Genomic DNA, 22,150 nt, shown 5'->3' with positions numbered 1-22,150 from the left:
AGGGGACCTCGATTAATCAGTTTTCTTTAGCTAATGGCGTCTCATTTGAGACCGTCAAGGTGACTCAAAGAGAGTCCGAGACATTCCACCGAAAAAAGCTTCCCATTTTGACAAAAAAATAGGGTTGGAAGACCACGTTTAAGTCGATTTCCCGGCTTTAGGTCCGATTATCTTGCCAGTTCAGCCGATGCAGCACGTTGGGTTTCGAGACACACAAACCGCTTCAGGTTATACACCAGATTTTTCAGACCTAGCTGGGTCTGGGCACGGGCTAACCCGATGCTGCGCACCACCTTGCCACCCATGCTGGTGACGACATCTCCGAAGATGTGCTCCACTCTGGCACGGGTTTTGGAGCGCTCTCGATTCGCGGTTTTCTGGGCCTCGCTTAAGGGGCGATTGCGATAGGCCCGTTCATTTATATGCGGCTCAAACCCTATCAATTTCAGCACCTCGACAATCAGCACGGAGAGATACGCACTATCGGCCCAAAGTCCATCGCCGCTATTATCCGCATCGAGCAACTCGCCCAAGACCTGCGAGTCATGGACCGACGCATCGGTGACGCTGTAACGGCGAATGAGCTTAAAGCCGGCATCACTATTGATGTGGTTTTTGTAGCCGTAGTGGGACGTTCCATTTTTCTTCGTCCATCGGGCGTCAACATCTTTTTGCGCGAGCTGATGAGGGGTCTCTTGCCACTCAACGGGAACCTCACCCTGCTTGAGGGTTTGGTTCTCCTCACGGGTGTTGCGTTGTTTGGGAACTGGAATCAAGGTCGCATCCACAATTTGCCCATCCTTGGCGGCATAGCCTGCCCCTTGCAGATAGGCTCCAAACTGCTCGAACAACGCCTCCACCAAGCCGTGCTGCTGCAACTGTTCTCGGAAGAGCCACACCGTCGTTGCATCCGGGACTCTATCCTCAAGCCCCAAACCGAGAAATTGCATGAAGGACAGTCGGTCGTTGACCTGATATTCCAGTTCGTCATCGCTGATGTTGTATAGCTTTTGCAGCACCAGCATCTTGAAGAGTAACAGGACATCGGTGGGGTTACGACCGGCCTGGCTTTTGCGCGGTTTCTCTCGAATCTGCATCAGAATCGGACGAAAGGTCTCCCACGGCACCAGTTGATTCAACCGATTCAGTACCGCCTTCTTTTGCTCCAGTTTTTGCTGGCGCTCTTCGATATCCCAGAATCCCTGCTGTCCCATGGCCTGCGTGCTTCAACAAAACCGACCTTATGATCTCATACTGAGATCGCTCTGGCTATTTTTCGAGGTGCCCATGAGAAGCTGAGTGCCTGACAGAAGTAGCTGAAAGGTAGTCATATCAGGACAAAGAGGAAATAGGCAGAGCTCGTGTGCGAGGCTGTAGTTACCACACTGACGGCCAAAGCGACATGCCAAGCTCTACCCAGCTCTATGATCAACTGCTGCACTATCTGCGTCAATACAGCCACTACCGGGACTTGCGCCATATCAAAGCCCTATCTTGGATGGTCACCGCCCTGATTTGTAGTGGTGAGCTGAGCCCACCTGCTTGGGAGTCCTACGTGATAAGCCGTGCCAACAAAGCGCAAAGCTTCGAGCGGCGGTGGCATCGATTTTTCGGCAACCGGCTCGTTGAGATAAATCAGCTCTACCTACCGCTGGTGCTGCTGACGCTGAGGCAGTGGGAGGGCAAGCGGCTGTATCTGGCACTCGATACAACGGTGCTGTGGAACCAATACTGCATGATTCACCTGTCAGTGGTGTGCTGCGGACGAGCAGTCCCGCTACTGTGGCGAGTGCTTGAGCATGGCAGTGCAACGGTGGCTTTTGAAGAATACCGCCCTTTGCTGCGCCGTGCCCGGTGGCTTTTGAGGCAGTACCCGAACCTAATGCTGCTGGCCGACCGAGGCTTTGCCAACCACGACTTGATGAGTTGGTTGCAAGCGAGCAGTTGGCACTACTGCTTGCGAGTGCCCTGCGATGTCCTGCTGCACGGGCCAAGGCGTTATCCGACTGAAGTGAGATATCTGTGGCCGCCAAAAGGCGAGGCGATTTTCTATCGAAATGTCAGGCTGTGGCAGGATGGCTCCCACCAGTGCAACATCGTGCTGGCGACGCTTAAAGGCGTCAAAGAGCCTTGGGCCGTCATCACCGATGAACCGCCTACCTTGCAGACGCTCTGGCGCTACGCGTTGCGTTTCAGAGTAGAGGAGCTGTTTTTGGATAGCAAATCAGGAGCTTTCGAGATTGAAGACTCCCGAATCCGCTCAGCGGTAGCCCTTGAGCGACTTTATCTAGTGGCCGCTATTGCACTGCTTTATGGAACAACCACTGGCATGGCGGTTCAGATTGAAGGCCTTAGGCAGCAGGTAGACCCTCATTGGCGGCGCGGACTCAGCTACCTCAAGATTGGATTGCGCTGGCTTAAGGGAGTCGTTCACAAAGGACGACAGCTTCTAGAGCCGATAGCGCTGTTAGTCCGTGACCCAGAGCCTTGTTTTGCCTCCAAAAAAGCGGAGCACGACTATTACGACCAAATCTGGTTCTCTCGCATCCGCTCTCTATCCTGCCGACTAGAGTAAAAGATGTGTCAGGCAGTCAGCATGAGAAGCCTAACGTGTGGCATCAGCGGCGGCGCGCAGCGCCGTCCGCTGCATGCTGTTGTTGGACAGCGCCCGCCGAGGCACCTCCACACAAGATCTCCTCGAACCGCCGCCTCATCGCGGGCTTCCCCTTCTCGAATTGCCGCGCGCGGTGACCGTTCGCGCCCGATGGATGTGGGAATCCATGTAGCGTTCGACCAGCCGGGATGCGCTGCTCGGTCTCCAGTAGCTCCAAGGCCTCGGCGACGCTCTTGCCGAGTGGAACGAAGACTGCAGCATGGAGCCGGGACAGCTCCGGCGCAAGAACGTCCCGAACGTATCGCATCAAGAAGGCGGACCTCACGAGCCGCGGCTGACTGCCAGTGTAGTTCTGCCCGTGGAGGAACGTCGGGTACCGAACAGCCGAAGTGGTGTGCAGAAGATGGGAACTGGAACCAAAGAGATCGGCGGTGGATGCGACCTCGAGGAGTTCCGGCACCCCGAGCTCGTCCAGCATCCGAACGAGATTCCCGCGCATGGTGCCACCAAAGCTGGCTTCGTACTTGGCCAACCTGCAAGCGTCTTCGGGGCTCGCACCCAACAGGAGGTGCCTCCGCACTACGCGATAGAGAATCTGCATCTGGGTGAAACCCGGCGTCACGCCAATCAGGGCCACACGCGCTTCTTGGTTGCCCCAGCCGAACGGAGCGTCGTACACGGCAAGCCCCTTGTCGGCATCCTCGGCGACCTTCAGCGCAGGAACGAGAAGATCGTCGCGGGCGTACTCGCGCTTCTCCGGGAGGGACCGGATGAACGTGGCTAGGTGTTCAGATAGCACTTCTCTCATCGGGCACTGTGCGTTTCACGATCGTGTTCGAGCGCTGTCCAACGGTGAAGTTGTGCGGCGGCAGACAACCCTGAACTCTAACCGATAACCTCTGTTCCATCCGCACCAACGTAGTGTTAGCTGGTTTTAGGATCACTTAGGAATAGCAATGCTATCTTCGTAGCGTTTTAAGATGCTTAACGCCGTCTGCAGATACTCTCATGTATTTTAGCTTTCCTACTTTCCGGGTTTGAAAAAGTAGTTTTTTAGAGGCTAATCGCTTCAATGAGCTTGAGGGGTTTGAAAGCTTAATGCCATGATCTTGCAAAGACTGATTAACTTCAGATGTTTTGAAGTCATTATCTGGTGCTTGTTTTTGCACATAAAAAGCTGTGATAAGCGCCTTGTCGAGATCATTGGCATCATCCTTAAAGCCATGAAACCACTCACCAAAAGTATCTGGAACATGAAGATCTTGCTCACCAACTGTCACCAACTTTTCTTCTTCTTCTTCTGCAACAGCCGCTATCTCTTCTTGCTCAATTTCGTCTACTTCATCTGTAGAATTATTAGATATAAGAAGCGCCATATATTCTGCAATGGTATCTATATTATTAAGCTGATTTTCTACAAACTGTTCCGATCCTTCGAATTCAACCTCGCCAGTTTTGAAATTTATTTTCGCCTTCGCTGAAATACTTGGTTCCATTGCCCTATGTTCGAATTCCACTTTTGTACAGTAACTCCTCAATCGTTGCCCTATACTCTAAAACCACCTTCTTTATATCCGTTTTTCTTGCGTTATAATAAATCTTATGTGCAGAATAATTCCCAATCGCACGAAAATCCTCCAAGCAAGTTTTGGTATTTCTTGAAAGGGAGAGCTTCGAATTATTCAAAGCATTAGAAACAATTTTAGAAAGTACTTCATAATTCCCTTGAGAGTCTTTTATTTCTGAATCAATGCCTTGATGTTCATATGAGTGAATTAAGCATATCTCTAGAAGTCTTCGCATTAAAACTGCACATCCATCAAATATATTATTCTCGTAGGAGGCATTGATTTGTTTGGATAAAGATTCTATATATCCACGTGTATTTTCATATAGGGGAGCGGGCAAAATCGTATCAGTTGATAGTATTTCCTCAGATGGCTCTTCCAAAAAAGGATATTTTTTATAAATAGCTTGAATTTCGCTGGCGTGGATTCTATAAGAATTTTTAGTTTTCCCCTTAACAAAAGAACGAGATTTGCTAATTTTTTGTTTCAGTCTTGACTTATTCGGTTTATGTAAACCTAAAGTTTCAAACCAATTGCACACAGACTCTATTGTGAACTCAAAATCATTCTGACCATTTCTTTGATAGTAAGAGGCTAACAATATAACTTTTTCAATTTCTGTCTTGTTGATTAGATCAGTCTTTTCAACGTAATGAACTAGAGAAGTCTCCATTATCAGTGATCGCTCATCCTGACCAGCAGCATTCATGAATTTTAGCTTAACTGAGCAAACTGTCTACACATTCATTCGTGTTGGTAGCACCCGCTGAGCCTAGAGCGTATGACAGCTAACGGTGAAGTGCAGCGGCGGCAGGCAACCTTGAACTTAAAACCAGTGACTTTCGCCCGTCCGCTGCCACGCAGTGTTAGCTGGCTTTCCTCGCCGACCCTACCTACTTGTACTATGCTCTATTTTCCAGCAATGTTTGAATAATGCGACGAGAAATACGGAAATTCGTCTGTTGCAATCGAGCGATTGCATCTGCTAGTTCTATCAACCCTTGACTTGCGGCATCATCTAGAATTCCAAGGGTGCCGATAATCGGGATTCCCCGATCGCTAGCGACACGTCTTCCCAATCGTTCATCGATAATCAGCAAATCTGCTGGCAAGGTTTGAGCAAGGGTGATGGCAGCTTGTTCTCCTGGATCAAGGGCATTGAGGGTTGTATCAACCCCGGAAACAGTTTGGACTGTAAGCCAAGAAGGAGGATGAGTAATCCATTGTTGAAGGGCAGGTGGTGCCAAGGGATCAAGCATTTCCTTCCGAACCACATCGGGAATGATGATTTGCTGAAACAAGCGAGGAAGCAGATCAATCTGGTCAATCAGCAGCAAATAATTAACTGGCGAAGTATCAGAGACGGCGATCATGAGGCGCTATTAGCTCGATTCGCACGAAGTTGGCGAAGGGTTTCACGATCGCTCTCCAGGTCTGTCTCATCGTAATGTAAATAGGCACAATGTTGCTTCAAAAAGCTATCCACTGCCCAGCGAGAGGGTAGACCCAGAATACGACCAACTTGAGCACTAGTAATTTTTTCAGTTTGATAGGCTTGTACCGCTAATGCCTCTAAAATTTCACGAGAAAGGTGATCTTGATCAAAGTATTGAAGCAGTTCTTCAGGTAAGTCGAGGGTGATTTGCATAGTTTGGACTCGGCTAAGGGGCACAATAAAATAGGGGCAACGTGAATATTGTCTATCCAAAATGAAATTGCTACCAAGTGATAGTCTTAGCAATCAACCACGGTCAATTTGTGGTTTAGGATTCATCGTATAACTTAGCACCGAACTCTTCTGCTAGTTCATCATCTAGTTGATCTGCCGCTCCTGCGACATTAAAGATCATCAATGCAATACTTTCCAGACTTAGACCGCTGAGAGGTATTTCTGCTCTCACCAAAACCTTATCTTCACTGACACAAACAGCACATCCAATCAAACCTCTATTGAGTTCAAGGCATCGGCGATAAAACGGCAGAATGTTTTGAGAGGGAAGTTTCAGAATGGGTGAAACCACTTCTATAGTAGGATCATCGTCTTCATCATTTTCTGCTATCAGAATAATGATCTGGGCACTACCTTTCTGAATTACCCAACCCCTGTCATTTTTAGATTCAAGGTCAAGTCTAGACTCTTTGATATCTACGCCAAGTTCTTTAAGTAAAGCTTCTACAATTTGAATATAGCTTCCAACTGAAACCTCGTTATCTTGCTTGTTTCCTAGAAGGCTACCAACCCCTTCAATTAAATCCCCAAAAATTCCCATATTACCTCAACTCACTTTTATAAAGTAGAACCACAGGTTGAACAATATTTGAGACTTGATGAAACAGATGTCCCGCAAGCTTTGCAAGTTGCCAAGGCATCACTTTTCATACTCATCTTCACGTCTTCTGCAAGATCTGATTTGCTTAAAAAATCATCTTCTTGACTAGAATCTCTTTTGAGAGAAGCACCACAATTCTCACAATATTTATCGTCAATGGATGAGAAACCACACACTGCACAATAGCGTGTAAATCCTTTAGCCTCTTCTTCAAGCCAAGTAGAATATCGTTTAACCACTTCATCAATGGGTATGGCAAAATTTAGATGTTCTGAATTCACGTAACCCATTGTATTGATACCAGCCAATTCTCCATAAGCTGTGTAAAGGGCACCACCACTGTTGCCGGGATTAATAGACACATCTATTTGAATAAACTTAGCCGCCTCAATTGTTCTTTCTATAGAACTAATGATGCCCTGAGTCAGGGTATAGTCAAGACCCATTGGATGACCAATTGCAAACACAGGCTCCCCAACTTTAAGTTTCCGCTGGCAACATGGGCTAAAGTCTTCACCAGAAAAAATTAGAGAAGATCTGAGCAATGAAGACTTAGTTAAGTCAAATTTTACAAAGGCTAAATCAATATCTGAATACGAACGAATGACTTTACCAATAAACTTATCGCCGTTTCTCAAGCCAACTAGAGCTTTAGTATTAGTGTCAACAACGTGTCTGTTAGTAACCGCGATACCATTTTTGTTAAAAATAACTCCACTACCAGAACCATCCTTTGTCTTTATACTGATAACGGTATCAGCTACAATTTCGAACAGGTCTTGAGGTTGATACTGTTTAGGCATTACTTCCATCACCTAACTCTAAAAATGCTTTCAGAATAACCCAATTAAATTGTCAAATCCAGAATATGGTCTAATAAGTAAGGAACATCAATTATTGACGACTGCCAAGAAACTTGTTTACAAGTTTTGTCCAGCTAGGAAGATCACGCACGTCAGTTAATGCCAACTCCTTAAAAGTATCTTTTGCTTGCTGATGATATGTTCTAAACTTGGAGCGCAGAAGTTCTTCCTGCTCCAGCTCCTCTCCATTGGAAAGTAGATAATTAACTGTCGCAAGCAATGCTAGCGTAATGACAACTGCAACTCCAGCAGCAGCGACATCGACGATACCTGTTGGAGGCAAGAAGGATTTTACAAACAGAAAAAGATTAGAGCCTGCTGTCTCAGCAACGAATTTAGGTAAAATGCTTAGGGTCGATTCAGCAGATAGGATTTCGCCAGTATAAAGATAAGACAGAGATGCAATTGCGGCTCCTTGCGTAGCTGTAATATAAATGGCACTACCAGGTATAAAAGCTTCTCCAGCTACAGCGGCTAAAGCTACTGCAATAATTTTAACCGCATGAGATTGTTTCTGGGCCATGTGCCTAGCTAACAATAGGTCTTTACCTTTTTTTTCAAGGAAATCCCCAATGTCATTCCGGAGTTTTGCAACACCTCTGATATCCATTGTAGGGAGACGACTTTTAGGATCGTAACCCTTTGCACAAGTTGGGTATATTTTCTCTACTTCAAGATCAGTCTTCCACTGTTGAATAATATCTTCTAAGACAGATGGATCTAAGTCATCCCATTCATCGATTTTATTTAGGACGACAAAAATAGCATCGCAATGCTGTCGCAAATCATCTAAGTTTTTCTTTTGTGAGGAATCTGAGGAGCCAGTTACTACAAATATACCAACATCTATATGCTTAAGAAACTTCTTTGTTAGCTCGCTATTCTCAGTACGAACATCATCAAGCCCAGGGGAATCGACAAGATGTACTTTTTCATCTAGCTTGAGGATTGTTAGATCAGTAGTTACTCCTGATGTGGCACCAACTTTAGCAATTTCTAACGCTTGCCGACGACTCAGCTTAAGCAAGGCATTAATTAAGGAACTTTTCCCCGCACTGACTTTTCCAATGACGGCAATGTTAAGCGTCTGAGACAAATTAGGGGCTTTCTTAACAAACTGAGCTTCAACACGGTCGAAGAAGCTCTCTTCGTTGAACCCTTCGTAAGCAGAGCTACTCATTCTCTAGCTACTCCATTCCAGCGGTAACTGATTAAGGCATAAGTCTAAGATGCCCCAAACTTCCAGGAGCGTCCACAGGTAGATGCTTGCTGTAGGCAGACAGCTAACGGATCAGGCGCTCAGCTGCGAGCGCCGCTGGTGGAGCCCCGATTGTGCCACAGGAGGTGGCCGCCAGCTGGCACGAGCCGCCCTGCGCGCGGAGCGCGCTTTGGGCGGCGTTGGACCGATTCGACTCCCGTGGCGCTCGTCAGCTGCAGCGCCTTGTTAGGCGGCGCGATGCACCCTGGGCGGCTATGCCGTGCCCGAGGAGAGAGTGGAAGCTCTGGAGCGGGCGATAAAGACGAACACCAAAAGGAGAATGCCAAGACCGGAACCGATGCCCGTGTAGCCAGGGGCGTCGGAGAGGTGCGAGACCAGGGTGAGCAAGGCCCAGGCCGAGAAACCGACGGTGGCAACGAGCCGCCAGTGCCGAAGCAGAGGCGAGTCGGGCCTGGCGTGAGCTGTGAAGACGCCAACAACGAGCACGGCTGCAGGCAGGCTAGCGAGAATCGCGACAACGAGTAGGGCGAATACGAGCTCCATGGTCGTACCTCCGAGTGCGCGGAGCGCCGCCTAACGTGTGGCATCAGCGGCGGCGCGCAGCGCCGTCCGCTGCATGCTGTTGTTGGACAGCGCCCGCCGAGGCACCTCCACACAAGATCTCCTCGAACCGCCGCCTCATCGCGGGCTTCCCCTTCTCGAATTGCCGCGCGCGGTGACCGTTCGCGCCCGATGGATGTGGGAATCCATGTAGCGTTCGACCAGCCGGGATGCGCTGCTCGGTCTCCAGTAGCTCCAAGGCCTCGGCGACGCTCTTGCCGAGTGGAACGAAGACTGCAGCATGGAGCCGGGACAGCTCCGGCGCAAGAACGTCCCGAACGTATCGCATCAAGAAGGCGGACCTCACGAGCCGCGGCTGACTGCCAGTGTAGTTCTGCCCGTGGAGGAACGTCGGGTACCGAACAGCCGAAGTGGTGTGCAGAAGATGGGAACTGGAACCAAAGAGATCGGCGGTGGATGCGACCTCGAGGAGTTCCGGCACCCCGAGCTCGTCCAGCATCCGAACGAGATTCCCGCGCATGGTGCCACCAAAGCTGGCTTCGTACTTGGCCAACCTGCAAGCGTCTTCGGGGCTCGCACCCAACAGGAGGTGCCTCCGCACTACGCGATAGAGAATCTGCATCTGGGTGAAACCCGGCGTCACGCCAATCAGGGCCACACGCGCTTCTTGGTTGCCCCAGCCGAACGGAGCGTCGTACACGGCAAGCCCCTTGTCGGCATCCTCGGCGACCTTCAGCGCAGGAACGAGAAGATCGTCGCGGGCGTACTCGCGCTTCTCCGGGAGGGACCGGATGAACGTGGCTAGGTGTTCAGATAGCACTTCTCTCATCGGGCACTGTGCGTTTCACGATCGTGTTCGAGCGCTGTCCAACTCTTATTAGATCGACTCCTTCAGTATATCTACCCCGTTTGGGGCAGATATATGGATTAATCGCAGTATATCTCGCCCAATTCGGCGGATAGGCTGCAAGCTGTCCATATAGTACGTTTATATTGGGTAGATATATTGAAAGCTTCAGTATAGCTGCCGCGTTTTCTCAGGATATTGCGCCAAACATACGTCAAAGTAAATACGTATGTACTGCATCTACCACTGATGGAAACTCAACCTCGCAAACTACTGGACCAAGTCCGAGACCAAATCCGGCTAAAGCACTATTCCTATCGCACCGAGCAAACCTACGTTTATTGGATTCGCCGCTACATCTTGTTCCATCAAAAGCGGCATCCCGCTGAGATGGGAGAAGCTGAGTTAGAGGCGTTTTTGACCCATCTAGCAGTGGTGGGTAAGGTCTCGGCTTCAACGCAGAATCAGGCGCTGAATGCGGTCGTGTTTCTCTATCGTCAGGTGTTGAAGCAAGATCTAGGGGTGGATATCAATGCCGTGCGGGCAAAGCGATCGCGCCATTTACCGACCGTGCTCACCCCTGATGAAGTCAACTCAGTGCTGCAAAATCTGAGCGGCAGTTATCAGCTAGTTGCCAAGCTGCTTTATGGCAGTGGCTTGCGGTTAAACGAAGCCCTACGGCTACGGGTCAAAGATCTCGACTTTGCCCAACAACAGATAACGGTCAGAGATACAAAAGGTGGAGAGAGCCGCCGAACAATGCTGCCTACCAGTGTGAGCGCAGATCTCAAAGACCATCTGCATGGTGTTCGACAATTGCACCATCAAGATTTGGCACAAGGACATGGCTCGGTGTATCTACCCTTTGCGCTGGAGCGCAAGTATCCTCATGCCGACCGTGAGTGGATCTGGCAATTTGTCTTTCCGGCAGAACGATTCTCTCAAGATCCTCGCAGTGGTGTCACAAGACGTCACCATCTGCACGAAAGTGGCTTGCAGCGGGCGATCAAGCGAGCAGTTCGCCAGGCAAAAGTGTCCAAACACGTCAGTTGCCACACGTTTCGTCACAGTTTTGCCACTCATCTGCTGGAAGATGGTTACGACATTCGCACCGTGCAGGAGCTGCTGGGGCATAAGGATGTAAAAACCACCATGATCTACACCCACGTTCTGAATCGGGGTGGCCGTGGGGTAAGAAGTCCCCTGGATTGCTAGTCTTTAGGCACAGGGATATGTCACTAGCAACTTTGGCTCCGACTCAAGCCCTTCCAGGTTTAGGCTAAACAATGCTTTGTGCATTGGCGAGGCAGCTAACCTTCCTAGACTGGGCGATTGGGCGATCATCCACGTCCTAAGCTGACTGACCAATGCTGTAAGATGCGATCGCATCCCCATCATTCATCAGGGGTGAGGGCTAACCTCGTTTCTGAGTGACCCTGTAGCTTGGAATCTTCTAAGGCATCAATCTTCTAAGGCATCAAATGATATCGGCAAAGGTGCGCTCCATGTGGCGAAAATAGAGGATGCCGCTGAAGAGCAATGCGGCCACCAGCAGCAAGGACAGCAAGAAGCCGGGCCAGTAGAGCTGCACATCACCGCCGATGATGGCCCAGCGAAAGCCGTCAATCACCCCCACCATGGGATTGAGAGAATACAACAGCCGCCACTGTTGGGGCACGATGCTGCTGCTGAAGCCCACCGGCGAGATGTAGAGGCCAAACTGCACCAGAAACGGCACCACGTAGCGAAAGTCGCGATACTGCACGTTTAGGGCCGCTAACCAGAGGCCAGCCCCCATGGCCGCCGCGAAGGCGATGGCGATGAACCCCGGCAAGGTGATAATCCGCCAGGAGGGCACGGCTGCGTACCAGGCCATCAGCCCTAGCAAAATGATCCCCGAGATCAAAAAGTCGACGAAGCTGACGATGACGGCACTGGTAGGCACCACCAATCGAGGGAAATAGACCTTTGCAATCAGGTTGGCATTTTGAATCAGGCTGTTGCTGCACTCGGTTAGGGCATTGGCGAAAAATTGCCAGGGCAACATGGCCGCAAACACCAGAATCGGGTAAGGGGCATCTCCCTCTGTGGGCAACTTGGCCAGGCGGCCGAAGACCACCGTAAACACCACCATGGTCAGAAAGGGCCGCAGCAGTGCCCAGGCGACGCCGACGGCGGTTTGCTTGTAGCGCACCAAGATATCCCGCCAGGCCAGAAAGTAAAATAGCTCGCGATAGCGCCAGAGGTCTCGCCAGTACTGGGCTTCGGTGCGGCCGGCTTCGATAATTAGTTCTGGAGGCTCTGGGGACATGCCGACAGGGCTTAGAGGACATTTGAAAATCGGCTGAAAGGCCTGTAAGGCAGGCGTTTTAGAGCGTATGGTTCCGTTGGCCAGACTCCAGTCTGGAGCAAGGTCGCAGAGTACTTTCCAAATATCCTCTTACTGCGATTGGCCGTTGACGTAGGCTGCTAGCACTTGCTTCACCATGGGCGCGGTCACGGCACTACCGCCGCCACCGGAATGCTCGGCAAAGGCCACTACCAGAATCTCGGGGTCGGCGGCGGGTATATAGCCGCCAAACCAGGCATGGGATTTACCCGGTGGGGCTTCGGCGGTGCCAGTCTTACCAGCGATGGGAGGCAGATTGGCATCGTTGAGCGCCCGGGCCGTGCCGCTGGTGATCACCCGGCGCAGGCCTTTCTGTAAGATGTCAATGGTGGTAGGGCTGAGGCCAATAGGCTCCCGCCAGTCTTCGGTGTCTTCCTGATCGTGGAGGAGATGGGGGGTGACCCGATAGCCGCCATTAGCTGCGATCGCAAACATGCCTGCCACCTGTAGTGGCGTTGCCTGCAGAAATCCCTGGCCGATGGACATGTTGATGGTGTCACCAATGGTCCATTCATGGCCGACGTTTTCTATCTTCCACGCATTGTCAGGAACCAGTCCCGCACTCTCATCGGCCCCGATCTCGATGCCCGTTTTCTGACCGAATCCATAACGGCGCGTCCATTCAATCAAGGGGGCTCGCTTGATGCCCATGGCAATTTGATAGAAGAACGTATCACTACTCATGGCCATGGCCCCGGTAAAGCCCAGCGGTCCGAAGCCTGCCTTATTCCAGTCCCAGAACTGAATTCCGCCCACCTGCACATAGGGATAGGTGGGCAGCACGGTACCAGGACTATAGCGCCCCGACTCCAAGGCTGCTGAAGTCGTCACGATCTTAAAGGTGCTAGCTGGTGGATAGGCCCGCAAAGCCCGATTCAGGAAGGGGTAACTGGCACTCTGCAACTGTTGCCACTGGGCCTGAGTAATCTGGGTGGAGAAAATATTAGGATCGAAGGCGGGACGGCTGACCATGGCCAGCACGGCTCCATTGTTAGGGTCGAGGGCAACGATGGCCCCAACTTGATCGCCCAAGGCCGCCTCCGCCACCTTTTGAATCTCTATATCTAGGGTCAGCTGCACATCCTCCCCGGAGATGGCGGGCTTATCGCCCAGCACCCGCAGCACTCGGCCAGAGCTATCAATTTCGACTTGTTGACCACCCCATTCCCCCCGCAGGTCGGCCTCGAAGGCAGCCTCAGCTCCCATGCGACCCACTACATCCCCGAGGCGATAGCCAGCATCCTGGCGCTCTTGCAGCTCTTCCTGGGTGAGTTCGCCGGTATAGCCCAGCACATGGGCCGCCAGGTCGCCATTGGGATAGCTGCGTACCGCTTCCGCCTCCAGCCGTACAGCTGGTAGCTCAGCACTGTATTCGGCCAGAGCCGTGGCCTGGGCCGGGCTGATGCCCCGGGCGATGGAGACTGCTTCTAGGGAGGAATAGCCGGCTTGCTCCAGTTTGGTCTGAATGTCCTCAGTCGGAATATTGAGCAAGGTCGAGAGACGACGGATAACTTCGGGCCACTGGGACTTCGGTAGCGCAATCGGCCATAGGGTCACCGAGTGAGACAGGCGATTGCCCGCTAGCAGTCGCCCCTCGCGGTCAAGCAGACTCCCCCGGGCTGGCCGCTTTGGCAACAACCGAATCCGGTTATTCTCCGCCAATTGGCGATTCGCGTCTCCTTGCATCAGCTGCAGGTAGGCCAGGCGGCTGCCAAAGCCTCCCAGCAACAACAACGACAAGATGGCCATTAGCACCACGGCTTGATAGTCGCGACCCACCGTACGTGTCGTGTCGCGGGTAGAGACCGGAGCAGAAAACGGTATCAGAGCCATAGCCAACCAGAGTCGGGTAGGAAGAAACAGCACCCATCTTAGTGTATCGCCCTCACCGGCTGGGGAAGTGAAGGGTGAAGAGTGAAGAGTGTAGGGCGTTGGCGTAGCCTGCCCGGAGGGCTTAGCCCGTGCGAAGCAGAGTGAAGAGTGAAAAGTAAGTCACTACTCGTTACTCGTTACTCGTTACTCGTTACTCGCCCACTTACTTGCTCACCCGTTCCAGCCATTTGGTGCCACGGCAAGAGCTGGATACAATAGGGCCAACGCCAATGGGAATCAATGGCCAATTTTCGCCCCTTTGAGCCCCTGGGCCGGGTATTTCTCTAGGAGACAGCTGCCATGGCTCAAACCAGTTTGCCTCCGTCTGCGATCGCTCAGGCAGAAGCCGCTTTGGATGTTGAGCTACGGCAGGTGTCTAAGAGCTTTGATGGCGAACCGGCAGTGCGGGCAGCCAATTTAGCCATCCACCAGGGAGAATTCTTCAGTATTCTGGGACCGTCTGGCTGCGGTAAGACCACGGTATTACGGATGATTGCCGGTTTCGAGGTGCCGTCTGCCGGTGAGATTATCATTCGGGGGCGTCCCATGGGCCGGGTGCCAGCCTACCGGCGTCCGGTCAATATGGTGTTTCAGAACTATGCCCTGTTTGACCACCTGTCGGTATGGGATAACGTGGCCTTTGGGTTGCGGTTGCAACGGGTGGGGCGGGCCCAGCTGGCCCAACGGGTACAGCAGGCCCTGCACCTGGTGAAGATGGAGAACTTCGCCCAGCGGTTTCCGTCTTATCTATCGGGGGGCCAGCAACAGCGGGTAGCCCTGGCCAGGGCCTTGGTCAATCGGCCGGCAGTGATGCTGCTAGATGAACCCCTGGGGGCCCTGGATCTGAAGTTGCGTAAACAGATGCAGGTGGAGCTGTCTAATCTGCAGCGGACCCTGGGCATCACCTTCATCATGGTGACCCATGACCAGGAAGAGGCCCTGTCCCTGTCAGACCGCATCGCCGTCATGCAAGCGGGCCGGATCGAGCAGGTGGGCAGCCCCAGTGAGATCTACGAATACCCGAAAACGCCCTTTGTGGCAGATTTTATCGGTGAAACCAACTTGCTGTCAGGGCAGATCCAGCAGCATCAGGGCACTCATCTGCGGGTGTTGACCCAGCAGGGATTGCGGGTGCTGGTTCAGCACCCACCCACGTCGGTGCCGCTACCGGCCATGGGGGCCGCTGTGTTTCTCAGTGTGCGTCCCGAAAATATTCATCTCAGCCCATCGCCCCCTGACACTGACCATAACTGCTATCCGGGCCAGGTGAGTCATGTCATGTATTTGGGCACCCATGTCCATTGCATCGTGCAGTTAACCAATGGCGCGCAGCTGATGGCACTGCAGCCAAATCGGTCAGGGCGATGGTTACGCCCCCAAACTCCGGTTTATGTCCGTTGGTCTCCGGCAGACTGCCTGGTGCTTGGGACATGATTGATTGTGTGTAGACCGAATGTCCGGCCCCGTAACCTGTCTGATGCCTTGTCTGATTGAGTTATCTGCTCTAGTCTCAGCGTTCTAGTTTCAGCAAGGAGCGACTAACGATGCCCCGCAGACCACGCCTTTCCTTTCATGGTTCTCGCCGGCTGTCTAGCACTACGCGGCGACGATTTTTATACGGATCCGCTGCAACGGTGGCTAGTTTAGCCCTGGCCAACTGTCGGCAGAACATCACGAATGTGCAGTCTGAGGCCCCCCCCTCTGCGACGCCCACCGGCACTGGCAATGGTAACGATGGCAAGCTCTATGTCTATACCTGGGCCAATTATACGGACCAAGCCTTGATGGACCAGTTTACAGAGGCCACCGGCATCGAGGTGGTGGTTAATACTTATGAGTCCAATGAGGCGATGTTGGCCAAGCTGCAAGCAGGAGGCGGCAGTAATTACAGCATCGTCTATCCCTCCGATTACATGGTGATCAAGATGCGGAACCTGGAGTTGCTGACCGCCTTAGACCAGGACCGGCTCGCAGGCACTAACGCGCTGTTAGCCAAGTGGCAAGATCCGGTCTATGACCGCGGCAATCGCTACAGTGTGCCCTTTTGCTGGGGCACTACGGGGCTGTTATTCAACCGGGAGGCCCTGCCAACGGTTCCTCAAGATTGGGAGTATCTGTGGCAACAACAGGATGTTCTGTCTCGACGGCTGACGTTGCTGGAGGACGTGCGGGAAACGCTGGGTGCGGTGCTGAAGTCCCTGGGGTATTCCTATAACTCTACGGATTCGGCGGAGCTGGAAGCGGCGTTTAATCGGTTGATGGAACTAAAACCCCACATCGCCTCTTTCAAAACCTCTGGCTTTGAAACGGAGTTGCTGGGGGGCGATCTATTGATGGTGATGAGCTACTCGTCCGATGCGATCGCAGCCACCCTAGAAGACGAGCGGTTCGAATATATCGTCCCCGCCAGCGGCTCCTCGGTCTGGACCGACACCATGGCCATTCCCACCACGGCCCCCAATGTGGATGCCGCCTATGAGTGGATTAATTTCATCCTGCAGCCCCAGGTGTGTAAAGACGCCGTGGAGCGGCTCTTTTTCGCCACCGCCAACCAGAGCGCTTACGATCAGTTGAGTCCTGAGCTGAAAAACAATCAAGACCTATTTCCCCCGGCCGAGGTGGTAGACAAGTGTGAAGGCATCGCCCCCCTGCCGAACGAGGTGCTCGAGACCTACGACCGCTATTGGACTGAAATTACCAGCGCCTAAAGGGGAATATAAGGAGAATAAAGGGGAGAGGAATCGTGCGGGAGGATGCATGGCGATGACAGTTCCTGTCTCTGAGCAAGGCACCGGGGGGGCTACATCGCGGCAGCATCTGGCTGCGGCAGCGCCTGAGGCGACTGCTGGGGCCAATTGCCTTGTTAGGCCCCGCCGGCCTCTGGCTAGGACTACTGCTGGTGATACCCACCCTGTTGATTCTGGATATCAGCCTGGTGCCAGGGTTGCGGCCAGGGGAGCCGGCGGCGGGCTATGGCCTGGATAACTACCTGCAGATTCTGCAGCCGGTGTACCTGCGGGTGATCGCCCGCTCCTTGTATTTCGCTGCCGGTACCACCTCGATCTGTCTCCTCTTGGGCTTCCCGGTGGCCTATTGGCTAGCCCTGAAGGCCCCGCGCCGCTGGCGCAATCTGCTGCTAGTGGCCTTTGTGTTGCCCCTGTGGACCTCCTCTCTGCTGCGAGCCTATGCTTGGATCAGCATTTTGCGCCCCACGGGACTGTTGAACCTAGTGTTGGCGCATCTGGGGTTGCCCACCCAGGCCTGGCTACATACGACGGCGGCGGTCTTCATTGGCCTGAGCTACAGCTTTCTGCCCTATATGGTGCTCATTCTCTACGCATCTCTGGAGAAGCTGGATACCCGGCTATTGGAAGCCGCCGCGGATCTAGGGGCCACCCCTCTGCAGGGGTTCTGGCAGGTGACGGTGCCCCAGACTCTGGCTGGCATCGCCGCTGGCTGTCTGCTGGTGTTCATCACCAGCGTCGGCGATTTCGTGGTGCCGACGCTGCTGGGGGGAGCCTCTAGCATGAATATCGCCCGTTTGATCTATAACCAGTTTCTAGGACCGACCCGCAATTGGGGCTTTGGCTCGGCCCTGAGCATGGTCATGATTCTGGCCGTCAGTGTTGCGATCGCATTATTGCTGCGCTACGGCGATCGATCTTCAGTCTCCGAAACCTAGCTCTGCCCCAGGCAAGGATGACAGGTGCAGACTCTTAGCCCCCAGCACCCTATTCCACCAGCTCCCCGGCTACGGGAGTCAAATTTATGCCGCCGTTTACTAGCCTGAAATCTACCTATCTATGCCGTCTCTCTCCTGCCTACGCCACCGCATTCCCTGGCTCGGCCTATTTGCCTTGCTCATGTTCGGGGGCATGTACCTGCCAATCTTGGTGCTAGCCGTCTATAGCCTCAACGACTCTCGTTACAGTGCTAGTTGGCAGGGCCTGAGCTGGCGCTGGTACCGCTTGCTATTCGACGATGCCCGCATCTTCTCGGCCCTGCAAGACAGCCTCATCGTCGCCACCGGGGCCGTCGGCATCTCTGCCGTTCTAGGTACCCTCATGGCCATTGGTCTGAGCAAATATTATTTCCCTGGCAAAGCCCTCTACCGAGGCATTTCCTACCTGCCCTTGATTGTGCCCGACATCGCCATTGCCGTTGCCACCCTGGTATTTCTAGCTTCTCTGGCCATTCCCCTGAGTATTTGGACCATCATTGCCGCCCATATGGTGTTCTGCCTGGCCTATATTGCCGTGGTTGTCTCCAGTCGTCTGCAGGGCCTCAATCCCCACTTAGAAGAAGCAGCCCTCGACCTGGGGGCAACCCCAGCCCAAGCCCTGCTCAAGGTACTACTGCCGCAACTGACCCCTGGCATTATTTCCGGATGCCTGCTGGCCTTCGTCCTCAGCATGGACGACCTGCTCATTTCCAGCTTCACCGCCGGGGGCGGAGCCAATCCCTTGCCCCTAGAGATCTTTAGCCGAGTCCGCACCGGCGTCAAACCCGACATCAATGCCCTCAGCGTCCTCTTGATCTTGGCCTCCGGTTTGATTGCCGCCATCGCGGAATATCTGCGCTTTCGTAGCCAACAGCAACAGGCTCCACCGCCTTAAGCCAGGGTGGCCCCAGGCTTGCAATATGTCACGAGAATCCGCCAGCTGCAGCAACAGACGCTAGGATAACCCTATCGCGACCGTAGCCCATCTCTCTTCCCAGCCATGTCAACGGCTACCCATACTCCACAACTCCTGCGCATCCTTATCGGCGTTGCTTGGATCGACGGCGCTGTTCAGTCTGAAGAACGGCAGTACTTGCATCAGCTGGCAGCACGCTACCACTTAGAGCAGCATCCCATGGTACGGCCCCTGCTCAAAGAACTCGTCGCCGTTAACCCAGAGCAGTGTTATCAGTGGATTCGAGACTATCTGGGGGATACTCCCACCCCTCAAGACTGTGAGGCTCTGATTGAAGCCATCAGCGGGCTGATCTACAGCGATGGAGAAGTCGCTGCAGAAGAAGCCACTCTATTGAATCGCCTACAAAACTTACAGCCCACCTCCACCAATGGCCACCACTTGCACTCGCAAGTCATCCGCGCGCTACGCCGACTTTACCAAGGCTGGCTACAACAACAGCCCTGATAGGCCCCCTATACGGTCCAAGGATGCAGGAGAATCAATCGAGGGCATACCAATAAGACTCACCTTCTGGTCCTCAAGACTCTTTTTCGGCATTGTCTTTTTCGATATCAGGAATGAAATCAGGACGATCCTTGCCTTCCCAACCGGCCGGTCGCTTGGAGTTGTACCAGGCAATGGAGCCAATCACTACGGCAGCAATGAACCCCACTACATACACCGCTGTAAACGCGATAGGAAATCCAGCTTCACCGGTGGTTGCACCCAAGCAAAAACCCATCAGTTCCTTTCTCCGATAACAGCTCTCAGATTATATCGAATCTCTGGTTATCCCTCCCCATCACCCGCAGGGGAACTGCCACTCGAGGTGGCATCACCAGCCGGAGGAGACGTTGGGGCTGGAGCCGGAGCTGGAGCCGGAGCCGGAGCCGGAGGCGCACTGCCGCCATCATCAACTGGCTGCTCCGAACCAGCCGGAGACGGGCTTACCGATGGATCAGCCGTTTCATCGGCAGCCCCACCTTCACCCTGCTCCTGATTAGTGGCTTCCCTGGCAGGTTGTTCCGATTCTCCAGACCCGGTACCTTCGTTGTCTTCGTCTGCGGGGGGGCAGCAGCCGGGGCCTCCTGCCTATTGGTGCCTTCATTCTCCTCACCACGGTTGGGTTTAGCCGCCCGTACCCGCTTAGGCTTGACCGGTTCCGCTTCGATGGTGCCCTTGCGGTTGGAAAGATTAGGCAGATCAGGAAATGCTCCTCTTCAAAAGACTCGACCAGCTCCTCCATAAACAGGCGCCAGGTATAGGCAGCAGAACTTACTCGCCCCCCAAGTCGGGTTGGTTATTGTCATTCCCCAACCACACCCCGGCTACCAACTGGGAATATAACCAACAAACCACAGATCCCGATTTTTTCGGATGTGCCCGTCTTACCTGCCACGGGACGACCAAGGTTGCATTACCACCTGTGGCCCGCCTCGCACCACCTCTTTGTAACATCCAAGTCATGATGGCAGCAGTGTCAGCATCTACTGCCTGCTGAGGCTCAACCCCTGACTCGTAGAGAACCTCTCCCTGGCTGTTCAACACCCGTCGAATGGCGTGGGTAGGCATATGCTTGCCCTGATTAGCCAGGGTGCCATAGGCGCTTGTCAGTTCCAGCAGAGTCACCTCCGAGGCCCCAAGGCTAAGGGAATAGGTCGGCAGTAGTTCCGATTCAATCCCCATACGTTGGGCCATCTGGATGACTGGATCGAACCCTACGTCGAGCAGCAGCTTAACTGCCACGATATTGATAGAGGATGCCAGCGCGTCCCGCAACGGAACGGTTCCCCTGTAGTCTCCAGAATAGTTCTTGGGTTCATAGCCATCGACTACAAATTTGGCATCAACATAGGGCTTATACGGAGAAAAGCCAGCCGCAATCGCTGTGGTGTAAACAAAGGTTTTGAACGTAGAGCCTGGTTGCCGTTGTGCCTGAGTAACCCGGTTAAACTGGCTTTCGTCAAAATCAGTTCCCCCAACCATGGCTTTGATTTCACCACTGCGGGGATCAATCGCGACCAGGGCTCCCTGACGAAATCGCTGCCGCGGCCCGAGCCGTTCTAGGGCCGTTGTGACAGCTGATTCAGCTTGGCGCTGCCAATCGATATTCAGCGTGGTTTCGACCACCAATCCGCCCGCTTCTAGTTGCTCGGGGCTGAGTATTTGAGCCAACTGGTTTTGAACATGGATGGTGAAATAGGGAAATTCGCTGTAGAGATACTTGGGTTGATTGGGAGTTGTGGTAACAGCGGTAGCAAGAGCCGCCTCGGCTTCTAGGTCAGAAATGGCACCAATTTCCTGCATGCGGCGAATGACTCGATTGCGCTGGCGGCGAGCAGCTTCCGGTTGACTCAAAGGCGAGTAGAGGCTGGGAGCTGGCGCCATACCGGCAATCAGTGCCGACTCAGCCACCGTCAGCTGATCGACCGTTTTGCCAAAATAGACCCAAGCGGCATCGGCAACTCCGTAGGCCCCGGAGCCGAGATAGACCAGGTTGAGGTAACGTTCGAGAATTTGCTGCTTGCTGAGATTTTGCTCTAGCTTCAGCGCCAGTAGTGCCTCCCGTACCTTGCGTTGGAAGGTCAGTTCCTGATTCAGAAAGACGATGCGGGCCAGCTGTTGGGTGATGGTGCTAGCCCCCTCAACGACTTCCCGCTGGCGCAGGTTGGCCATAGCTGCCCGGGCGATGGCTTGGAAGTCAATGCCATTGTGGGCGTAAAAGCGGCGATCTTCGGAGGCGATGAAGGCCTGCACTAAATTAGTCGGCAGCTGTTCGTATTGGATATTCTCTCGGGTGGCCGGTCCCAACTTCTGCAAAATACGGCCATCCGATGCCTCAATGGTGAGGGTGCCGCCCCGTTGGTAGGTCAGCACTCGGGAAATATCATCGGGCAGGGTGGCGTTGGCAGCGACCCAGAAACGATAGGCTCGGGTTGTTCCCCCGGCGACGCCTGCCGCGACTAATAACACCCCCCAAAATAGAGGACGCCGATATAGAGGACGTCGCTGCGGAGGGTGAGGGGAGCGTCGCCGTCGTCGGGCATGATGAGAGGCGGGTGGGGTGGAAGCACTCGCCTGAGTGACGCGACGCATGTGATTCTCGGCGGCATGATGGAGTTTAGTCGGCCCCATGCGCTCAATCAGGTGTCCCAGAGGATATTTGATCAGGGCATCCCATAATGACATAAGCTATCCAAGGTCCCCA

The 22,150-nt window shown here is 53.3% G+C and carries 23 protein-coding genes; 8 read left to right on the top strand and 15 right to left on the bottom strand.

What is annotated here, in order from left to right:
• Positions 1–167 precede the first annotated feature (167 nt).
• Positions 168–1,214: an IS5 family transposase gene (locus XM38_RS01695; RefSeq protein ID WP_080806623.1), complete on the bottom strand. Its 1,047-nt coding sequence runs from the start codon at positions 1,212–1,214 to the stop codon at positions 168–170.
• A gap of 188 nt (positions 1,215–1,402) precedes the next feature.
• Between XM38_RS01695 and XM38_RS01690 the strand changes: the two genes are divergently transcribed.
• Positions 1,403–2,575, top strand: coding sequence for a transposase (locus tag XM38_RS01690; protein ID WP_080809504.1), 1,173 nt, complete (start codon positions 1,403–1,405; stop codon positions 2,573–2,575).
• 43 nt (positions 2,576–2,618) lie between these two features.
• On the opposite strand, the gene XM38_RS01685 is transcribed toward XM38_RS01690, so the two are convergent.
• The 10 genes from XM38_RS01685 to XM38_RS01640 all read right to left on the bottom strand — a co-directional run bounded on the left by XM38_RS01685 (position 2,619) and on the right by XM38_RS01640 (position 9,984).
• On the bottom strand, positions 2,619–3,422 hold the full coding sequence (locus XM38_RS01685) for a hypothetical protein (RefSeq protein WP_080814143.1): 804 nt from the start codon (positions 3,420–3,422) through the stop codon (positions 2,619–2,621).
• A 151-nt stretch (positions 3,423–3,573) separates the two neighbouring features.
• On the bottom strand, positions 3,574–4,131 hold the full coding sequence (locus XM38_RS01680; protein WP_137454983.1) for a hypothetical protein: 558 nt from the start codon (positions 4,129–4,131) through the stop codon (positions 3,574–3,576).
• Entirely contained in the window at positions 4,115–4,891 is a 777-nt protein-coding gene (locus XM38_RS01675; protein ID WP_080814175.1) for a DUF4145 domain-containing protein, read from the bottom strand. The genes XM38_RS01680 and XM38_RS01675 overlap by 17 nt, the downstream gene beginning before the upstream one ends.
• Positions 4,892–5,084: 193 nt before the next feature.
• Positions 5,085–5,555, bottom strand: a complete 471-nt coding sequence (locus XM38_RS01670) for a PIN domain-containing protein (protein WP_080814173.1) — start codon at positions 5,553–5,555, stop codon at positions 5,085–5,087.
• Complete coding sequence (locus tag XM38_RS01665) at positions 5,552–5,830, bottom strand: UPF0175 family protein (protein WP_080814171.1); 279 nt, start codon at positions 5,828–5,830, stop codon at positions 5,552–5,554. The genes XM38_RS01670 and XM38_RS01665 overlap by 4 nt, the downstream gene beginning before the upstream one ends.
• A 115-nt stretch (positions 5,831–5,945) precedes the next feature.
• A complete protein-coding gene (locus XM38_RS01660; protein WP_080814169.1) occupies positions 5,946–6,452 on the bottom strand; it encodes a YbjN domain-containing protein in 507 nt (168 codons plus the stop codon).
• A gap of 17 nt (positions 6,453–6,469) precedes the next feature.
• On the bottom strand, positions 6,470–7,324 hold the full coding sequence (locus XM38_RS01655; RefSeq protein ID WP_080814167.1) for a trypsin-like peptidase domain-containing protein: 855 nt from the start codon (positions 7,322–7,324) through the stop codon (positions 6,470–6,472).
• Positions 7,325–7,406: 82 nt separating this feature from the next.
• Positions 7,407–8,555, bottom strand: coding sequence for a GTPase (locus tag XM38_RS01650; protein WP_080814165.1), 1,149 nt, complete (start codon positions 8,553–8,555; stop codon positions 7,407–7,409).
• A 291-nt stretch (positions 8,556–8,846) separates the two neighbouring features.
• Complete coding sequence (locus XM38_RS01645) at positions 8,847–9,137, bottom strand: hypothetical protein (RefSeq protein WP_080814163.1); 291 nt, start codon at positions 9,135–9,137, stop codon at positions 8,847–8,849.
• Positions 9,138–9,180: 43 nt separating this feature from the next.
• The gene (locus tag XM38_RS01640; protein WP_080814143.1) at positions 9,181–9,984 is read right to left on the bottom strand and encodes a hypothetical protein; all 804 of its coding nucleotides are present in this window, start codon (positions 9,982–9,984) and stop codon (positions 9,181–9,183) included.
• Between the two features lie 267 nt (positions 9,985–10,251).
• Here XM38_RS01640 and XM38_RS01635 point away from each other — a divergent pair, with 267 nt between their 5' ends.
• Positions 10,252–11,217: an integron integrase gene (locus XM38_RS01635; RefSeq protein ID WP_080814162.1), complete on the top strand. Its 966-nt coding sequence runs from the start codon at positions 10,252–10,254 to the stop codon at positions 11,215–11,217.
• A 262-nt stretch (positions 11,218–11,479) separates the two neighbouring features.
• Here the strand turns inward: XM38_RS01635 and XM38_RS01630 are convergent, their stop codons facing one another.
• Positions 11,480–12,313, bottom strand: coding sequence for an ABC transporter permease (locus XM38_RS01630; RefSeq protein WP_080814160.1), 834 nt, complete (start codon positions 12,311–12,313; stop codon positions 11,480–11,482).
• A gap of 129 nt (positions 12,314–12,442) precedes the next feature.
• A complete protein-coding gene (gene mrdA, locus XM38_RS01625; protein WP_088428907.1) occupies positions 12,443–14,224 on the bottom strand; it encodes a penicillin-binding protein 2 in 1,782 nt (593 codons plus the stop codon).
• A gap of 339 nt (positions 14,225–14,563) precedes the next feature.
• Here mrdA and XM38_RS01620 point away from each other — a divergent pair, with 339 nt between their 5' ends.
• From XM38_RS01620 to XM38_RS01600, 5 genes are all read left to right on the top strand, one after another.
• Positions 14,564–15,697 (top strand): ABC transporter ATP-binding protein, encoded by a 1,134-nt coding sequence (locus XM38_RS01620; RefSeq protein ID WP_080814157.1) that lies wholly within the window; start codon positions 14,564–14,566, stop codon positions 15,695–15,697.
• 110 nt (positions 15,698–15,807) lie between these two features.
• Positions 15,808–16,971, top strand: a complete 1,164-nt coding sequence (locus XM38_RS01615; RefSeq protein ID WP_088428905.1) for a polyamine ABC transporter substrate-binding protein — start codon at positions 15,808–15,810, stop codon at positions 16,969–16,971.
• Between the two features lie 107 nt (positions 16,972–17,078).
• A complete protein-coding gene (locus XM38_RS01610; RefSeq protein ID WP_225889423.1) occupies positions 17,079–17,945 on the top strand; it encodes an ABC transporter permease in 867 nt (288 codons plus the stop codon).
• Positions 17,946–18,066: 121 nt separating this feature from the next.
• Entirely contained in the window at positions 18,067–18,879 is an 813-nt protein-coding gene (locus XM38_RS01605; RefSeq protein ID WP_225889151.1) for an ABC transporter permease, read from the top strand.
• Between the two features lie 105 nt (positions 18,880–18,984).
• Positions 18,985–19,407 carry a tellurite resistance TerB family protein gene (locus tag XM38_RS01600; protein WP_080814153.1) on the top strand — a complete coding sequence of 141 codons (423 nt, stop codon included), beginning with the start codon at positions 18,985–18,987 and terminating at the stop codon, positions 19,405–19,407.
• A gap of 73 nt (positions 19,408–19,480) precedes the next feature.
• Here XM38_RS01600 and psb35 read toward each other — a convergent pair whose 3' ends face one another.
• Positions 19,481–19,684, bottom strand: coding sequence for a photosystem II assembly protein Psb35 (gene psb35 / locus XM38_RS01595; RefSeq protein WP_088428903.1), 204 nt, complete (start codon positions 19,682–19,684; stop codon positions 19,481–19,483).
• Between the two features lie 112 nt (positions 19,685–19,796).
• On the opposite strand from psb35, the gene XM38_RS26665 reads away from it, so the two are divergent.
• A complete protein-coding gene (locus XM38_RS26665) occupies positions 19,797–19,946 on the top strand; it encodes a hypothetical protein (protein ID WP_225889150.1) in 150 nt (49 codons plus the stop codon).
• Positions 19,947–20,217: 271 nt separating this feature from the next.
• Here XM38_RS26665 and XM38_RS01590 read toward each other — a convergent pair whose 3' ends face one another.
• The gene (locus tag XM38_RS01590; RefSeq protein WP_225889149.1) at positions 20,218–22,131 is read right to left on the bottom strand and encodes a transglycosylase domain-containing protein; all 1,914 of its coding nucleotides are present in this window, start codon (positions 22,129–22,131) and stop codon (positions 20,218–20,220) included.
• Positions 22,132–22,150: the final 19 nt, after the last annotated feature.

This window comes from Halomicronema hongdechloris C2206 (genome assembly GCF_002075285.3).
Lineage (GTDB): Bacteria > Cyanobacteriota > Cyanobacteriia > Phormidesmidales > Phormidesmidaceae > Halomicronema_B > Halomicronema_B hongdechloris.
Note: the sequence above shows the minus strand (reverse complement) of the source record. Positions and strands in the feature narration are given on the sequence as shown.

Coding starts and splice junctions, on each gene's coding strand:
- XM38_RS01695 (WP_080806623.1), bottom strand. CDS start 1,214: ATGGGACAGCAGGGATTCTGGGATATCGAAGAGCGCCAGCAAAAACTG.
- XM38_RS01690 (WP_080809504.1), top strand. CDS start 1,403: ATGCCAAGCTCTACCCAGCTCTATGATCAACTGCTGCACTATCTGCGT.
- XM38_RS01685 (WP_080814143.1), bottom strand. CDS start 3,422: ATGAGAGAAGTGCTATCTGAACACCTAGCCACGTTCATCCGGTCCCTC.
- XM38_RS01675 (WP_080814175.1), bottom strand. CDS start 4,891: ATGAATGCTGCTGGTCAGGATGAGCGATCACTGATAATGGAGACTTCT.
- XM38_RS01670 (WP_080814173.1), bottom strand. CDS start 5,555: ATGATCGCCGTCTCTGATACTTCGCCAGTTAATTATTTGCTGCTGATT.
- XM38_RS01665 (WP_080814171.1), bottom strand. CDS start 5,830: ATGCAAATCACCCTCGACTTACCTGAAGAACTGCTTCAATACTTTGAT.
- XM38_RS01660 (WP_080814169.1), bottom strand. CDS start 6,452: ATGGGAATTTTTGGGGATTTAATTGAAGGGGTTGGTAGCCTTCTAGGA.
- XM38_RS01655 (WP_080814167.1), bottom strand. CDS start 7,324: ATGGAAGTAATGCCTAAACAGTATCAACCTCAAGACCTGTTCGAAATT.
- XM38_RS01650 (WP_080814165.1), bottom strand. CDS start 8,555: ATGAGTAGCTCTGCTTACGAAGGGTTCAACGAAGAGAGCTTCTTCGAC.
- XM38_RS01645 (WP_080814163.1), bottom strand. CDS start 9,137: ATGGAGCTCGTATTCGCCCTACTCGTTGTCGCGATTCTCGCTAGCCTG.
- XM38_RS01640 (WP_080814143.1), bottom strand. CDS start 9,984: ATGAGAGAAGTGCTATCTGAACACCTAGCCACGTTCATCCGGTCCCTC.
- XM38_RS01635 (WP_080814162.1), top strand. CDS start 10,252: ATGGAAACTCAACCTCGCAAACTACTGGACCAAGTCCGAGACCAAATC.
- XM38_RS01630 (WP_080814160.1), bottom strand. CDS start 12,313: ATGTCCCCAGAGCCTCCAGAACTAATTATCGAAGCCGGCCGCACCGAA.
- mrdA (WP_088428907.1), bottom strand. CDS start 14,224: ATGGCTCTGATACCGTTTTCTGCTCCGGTCTCTACCCGCGACACGACA.
- XM38_RS01620 (WP_080814157.1), top strand. CDS start 14,564: ATGGCTCAAACCAGTTTGCCTCCGTCTGCGATCGCTCAGGCAGAAGCC.
- XM38_RS01615 (WP_088428905.1), top strand. CDS start 15,808: ATGCCCCGCAGACCACGCCTTTCCTTTCATGGTTCTCGCCGGCTGTCT.
- XM38_RS01605 (WP_225889151.1), top strand. CDS start 18,067: ATGCCGTCTCTCTCCTGCCTACGCCACCGCATTCCCTGGCTCGGCCTA.
- XM38_RS01600 (WP_080814153.1), top strand. CDS start 18,985: ATGTCAACGGCTACCCATACTCCACAACTCCTGCGCATCCTTATCGGC.
- psb35 (WP_088428903.1), bottom strand. CDS start 19,684: ATGGGTTTTTGCTTGGGTGCAACCACCGGTGAAGCTGGATTTCCTATC.
- XM38_RS01590 (WP_225889149.1), bottom strand. CDS start 22,131: ATGTCATTATGGGATGCCCTGATCAAATATCCTCTGGGACACCTGATT.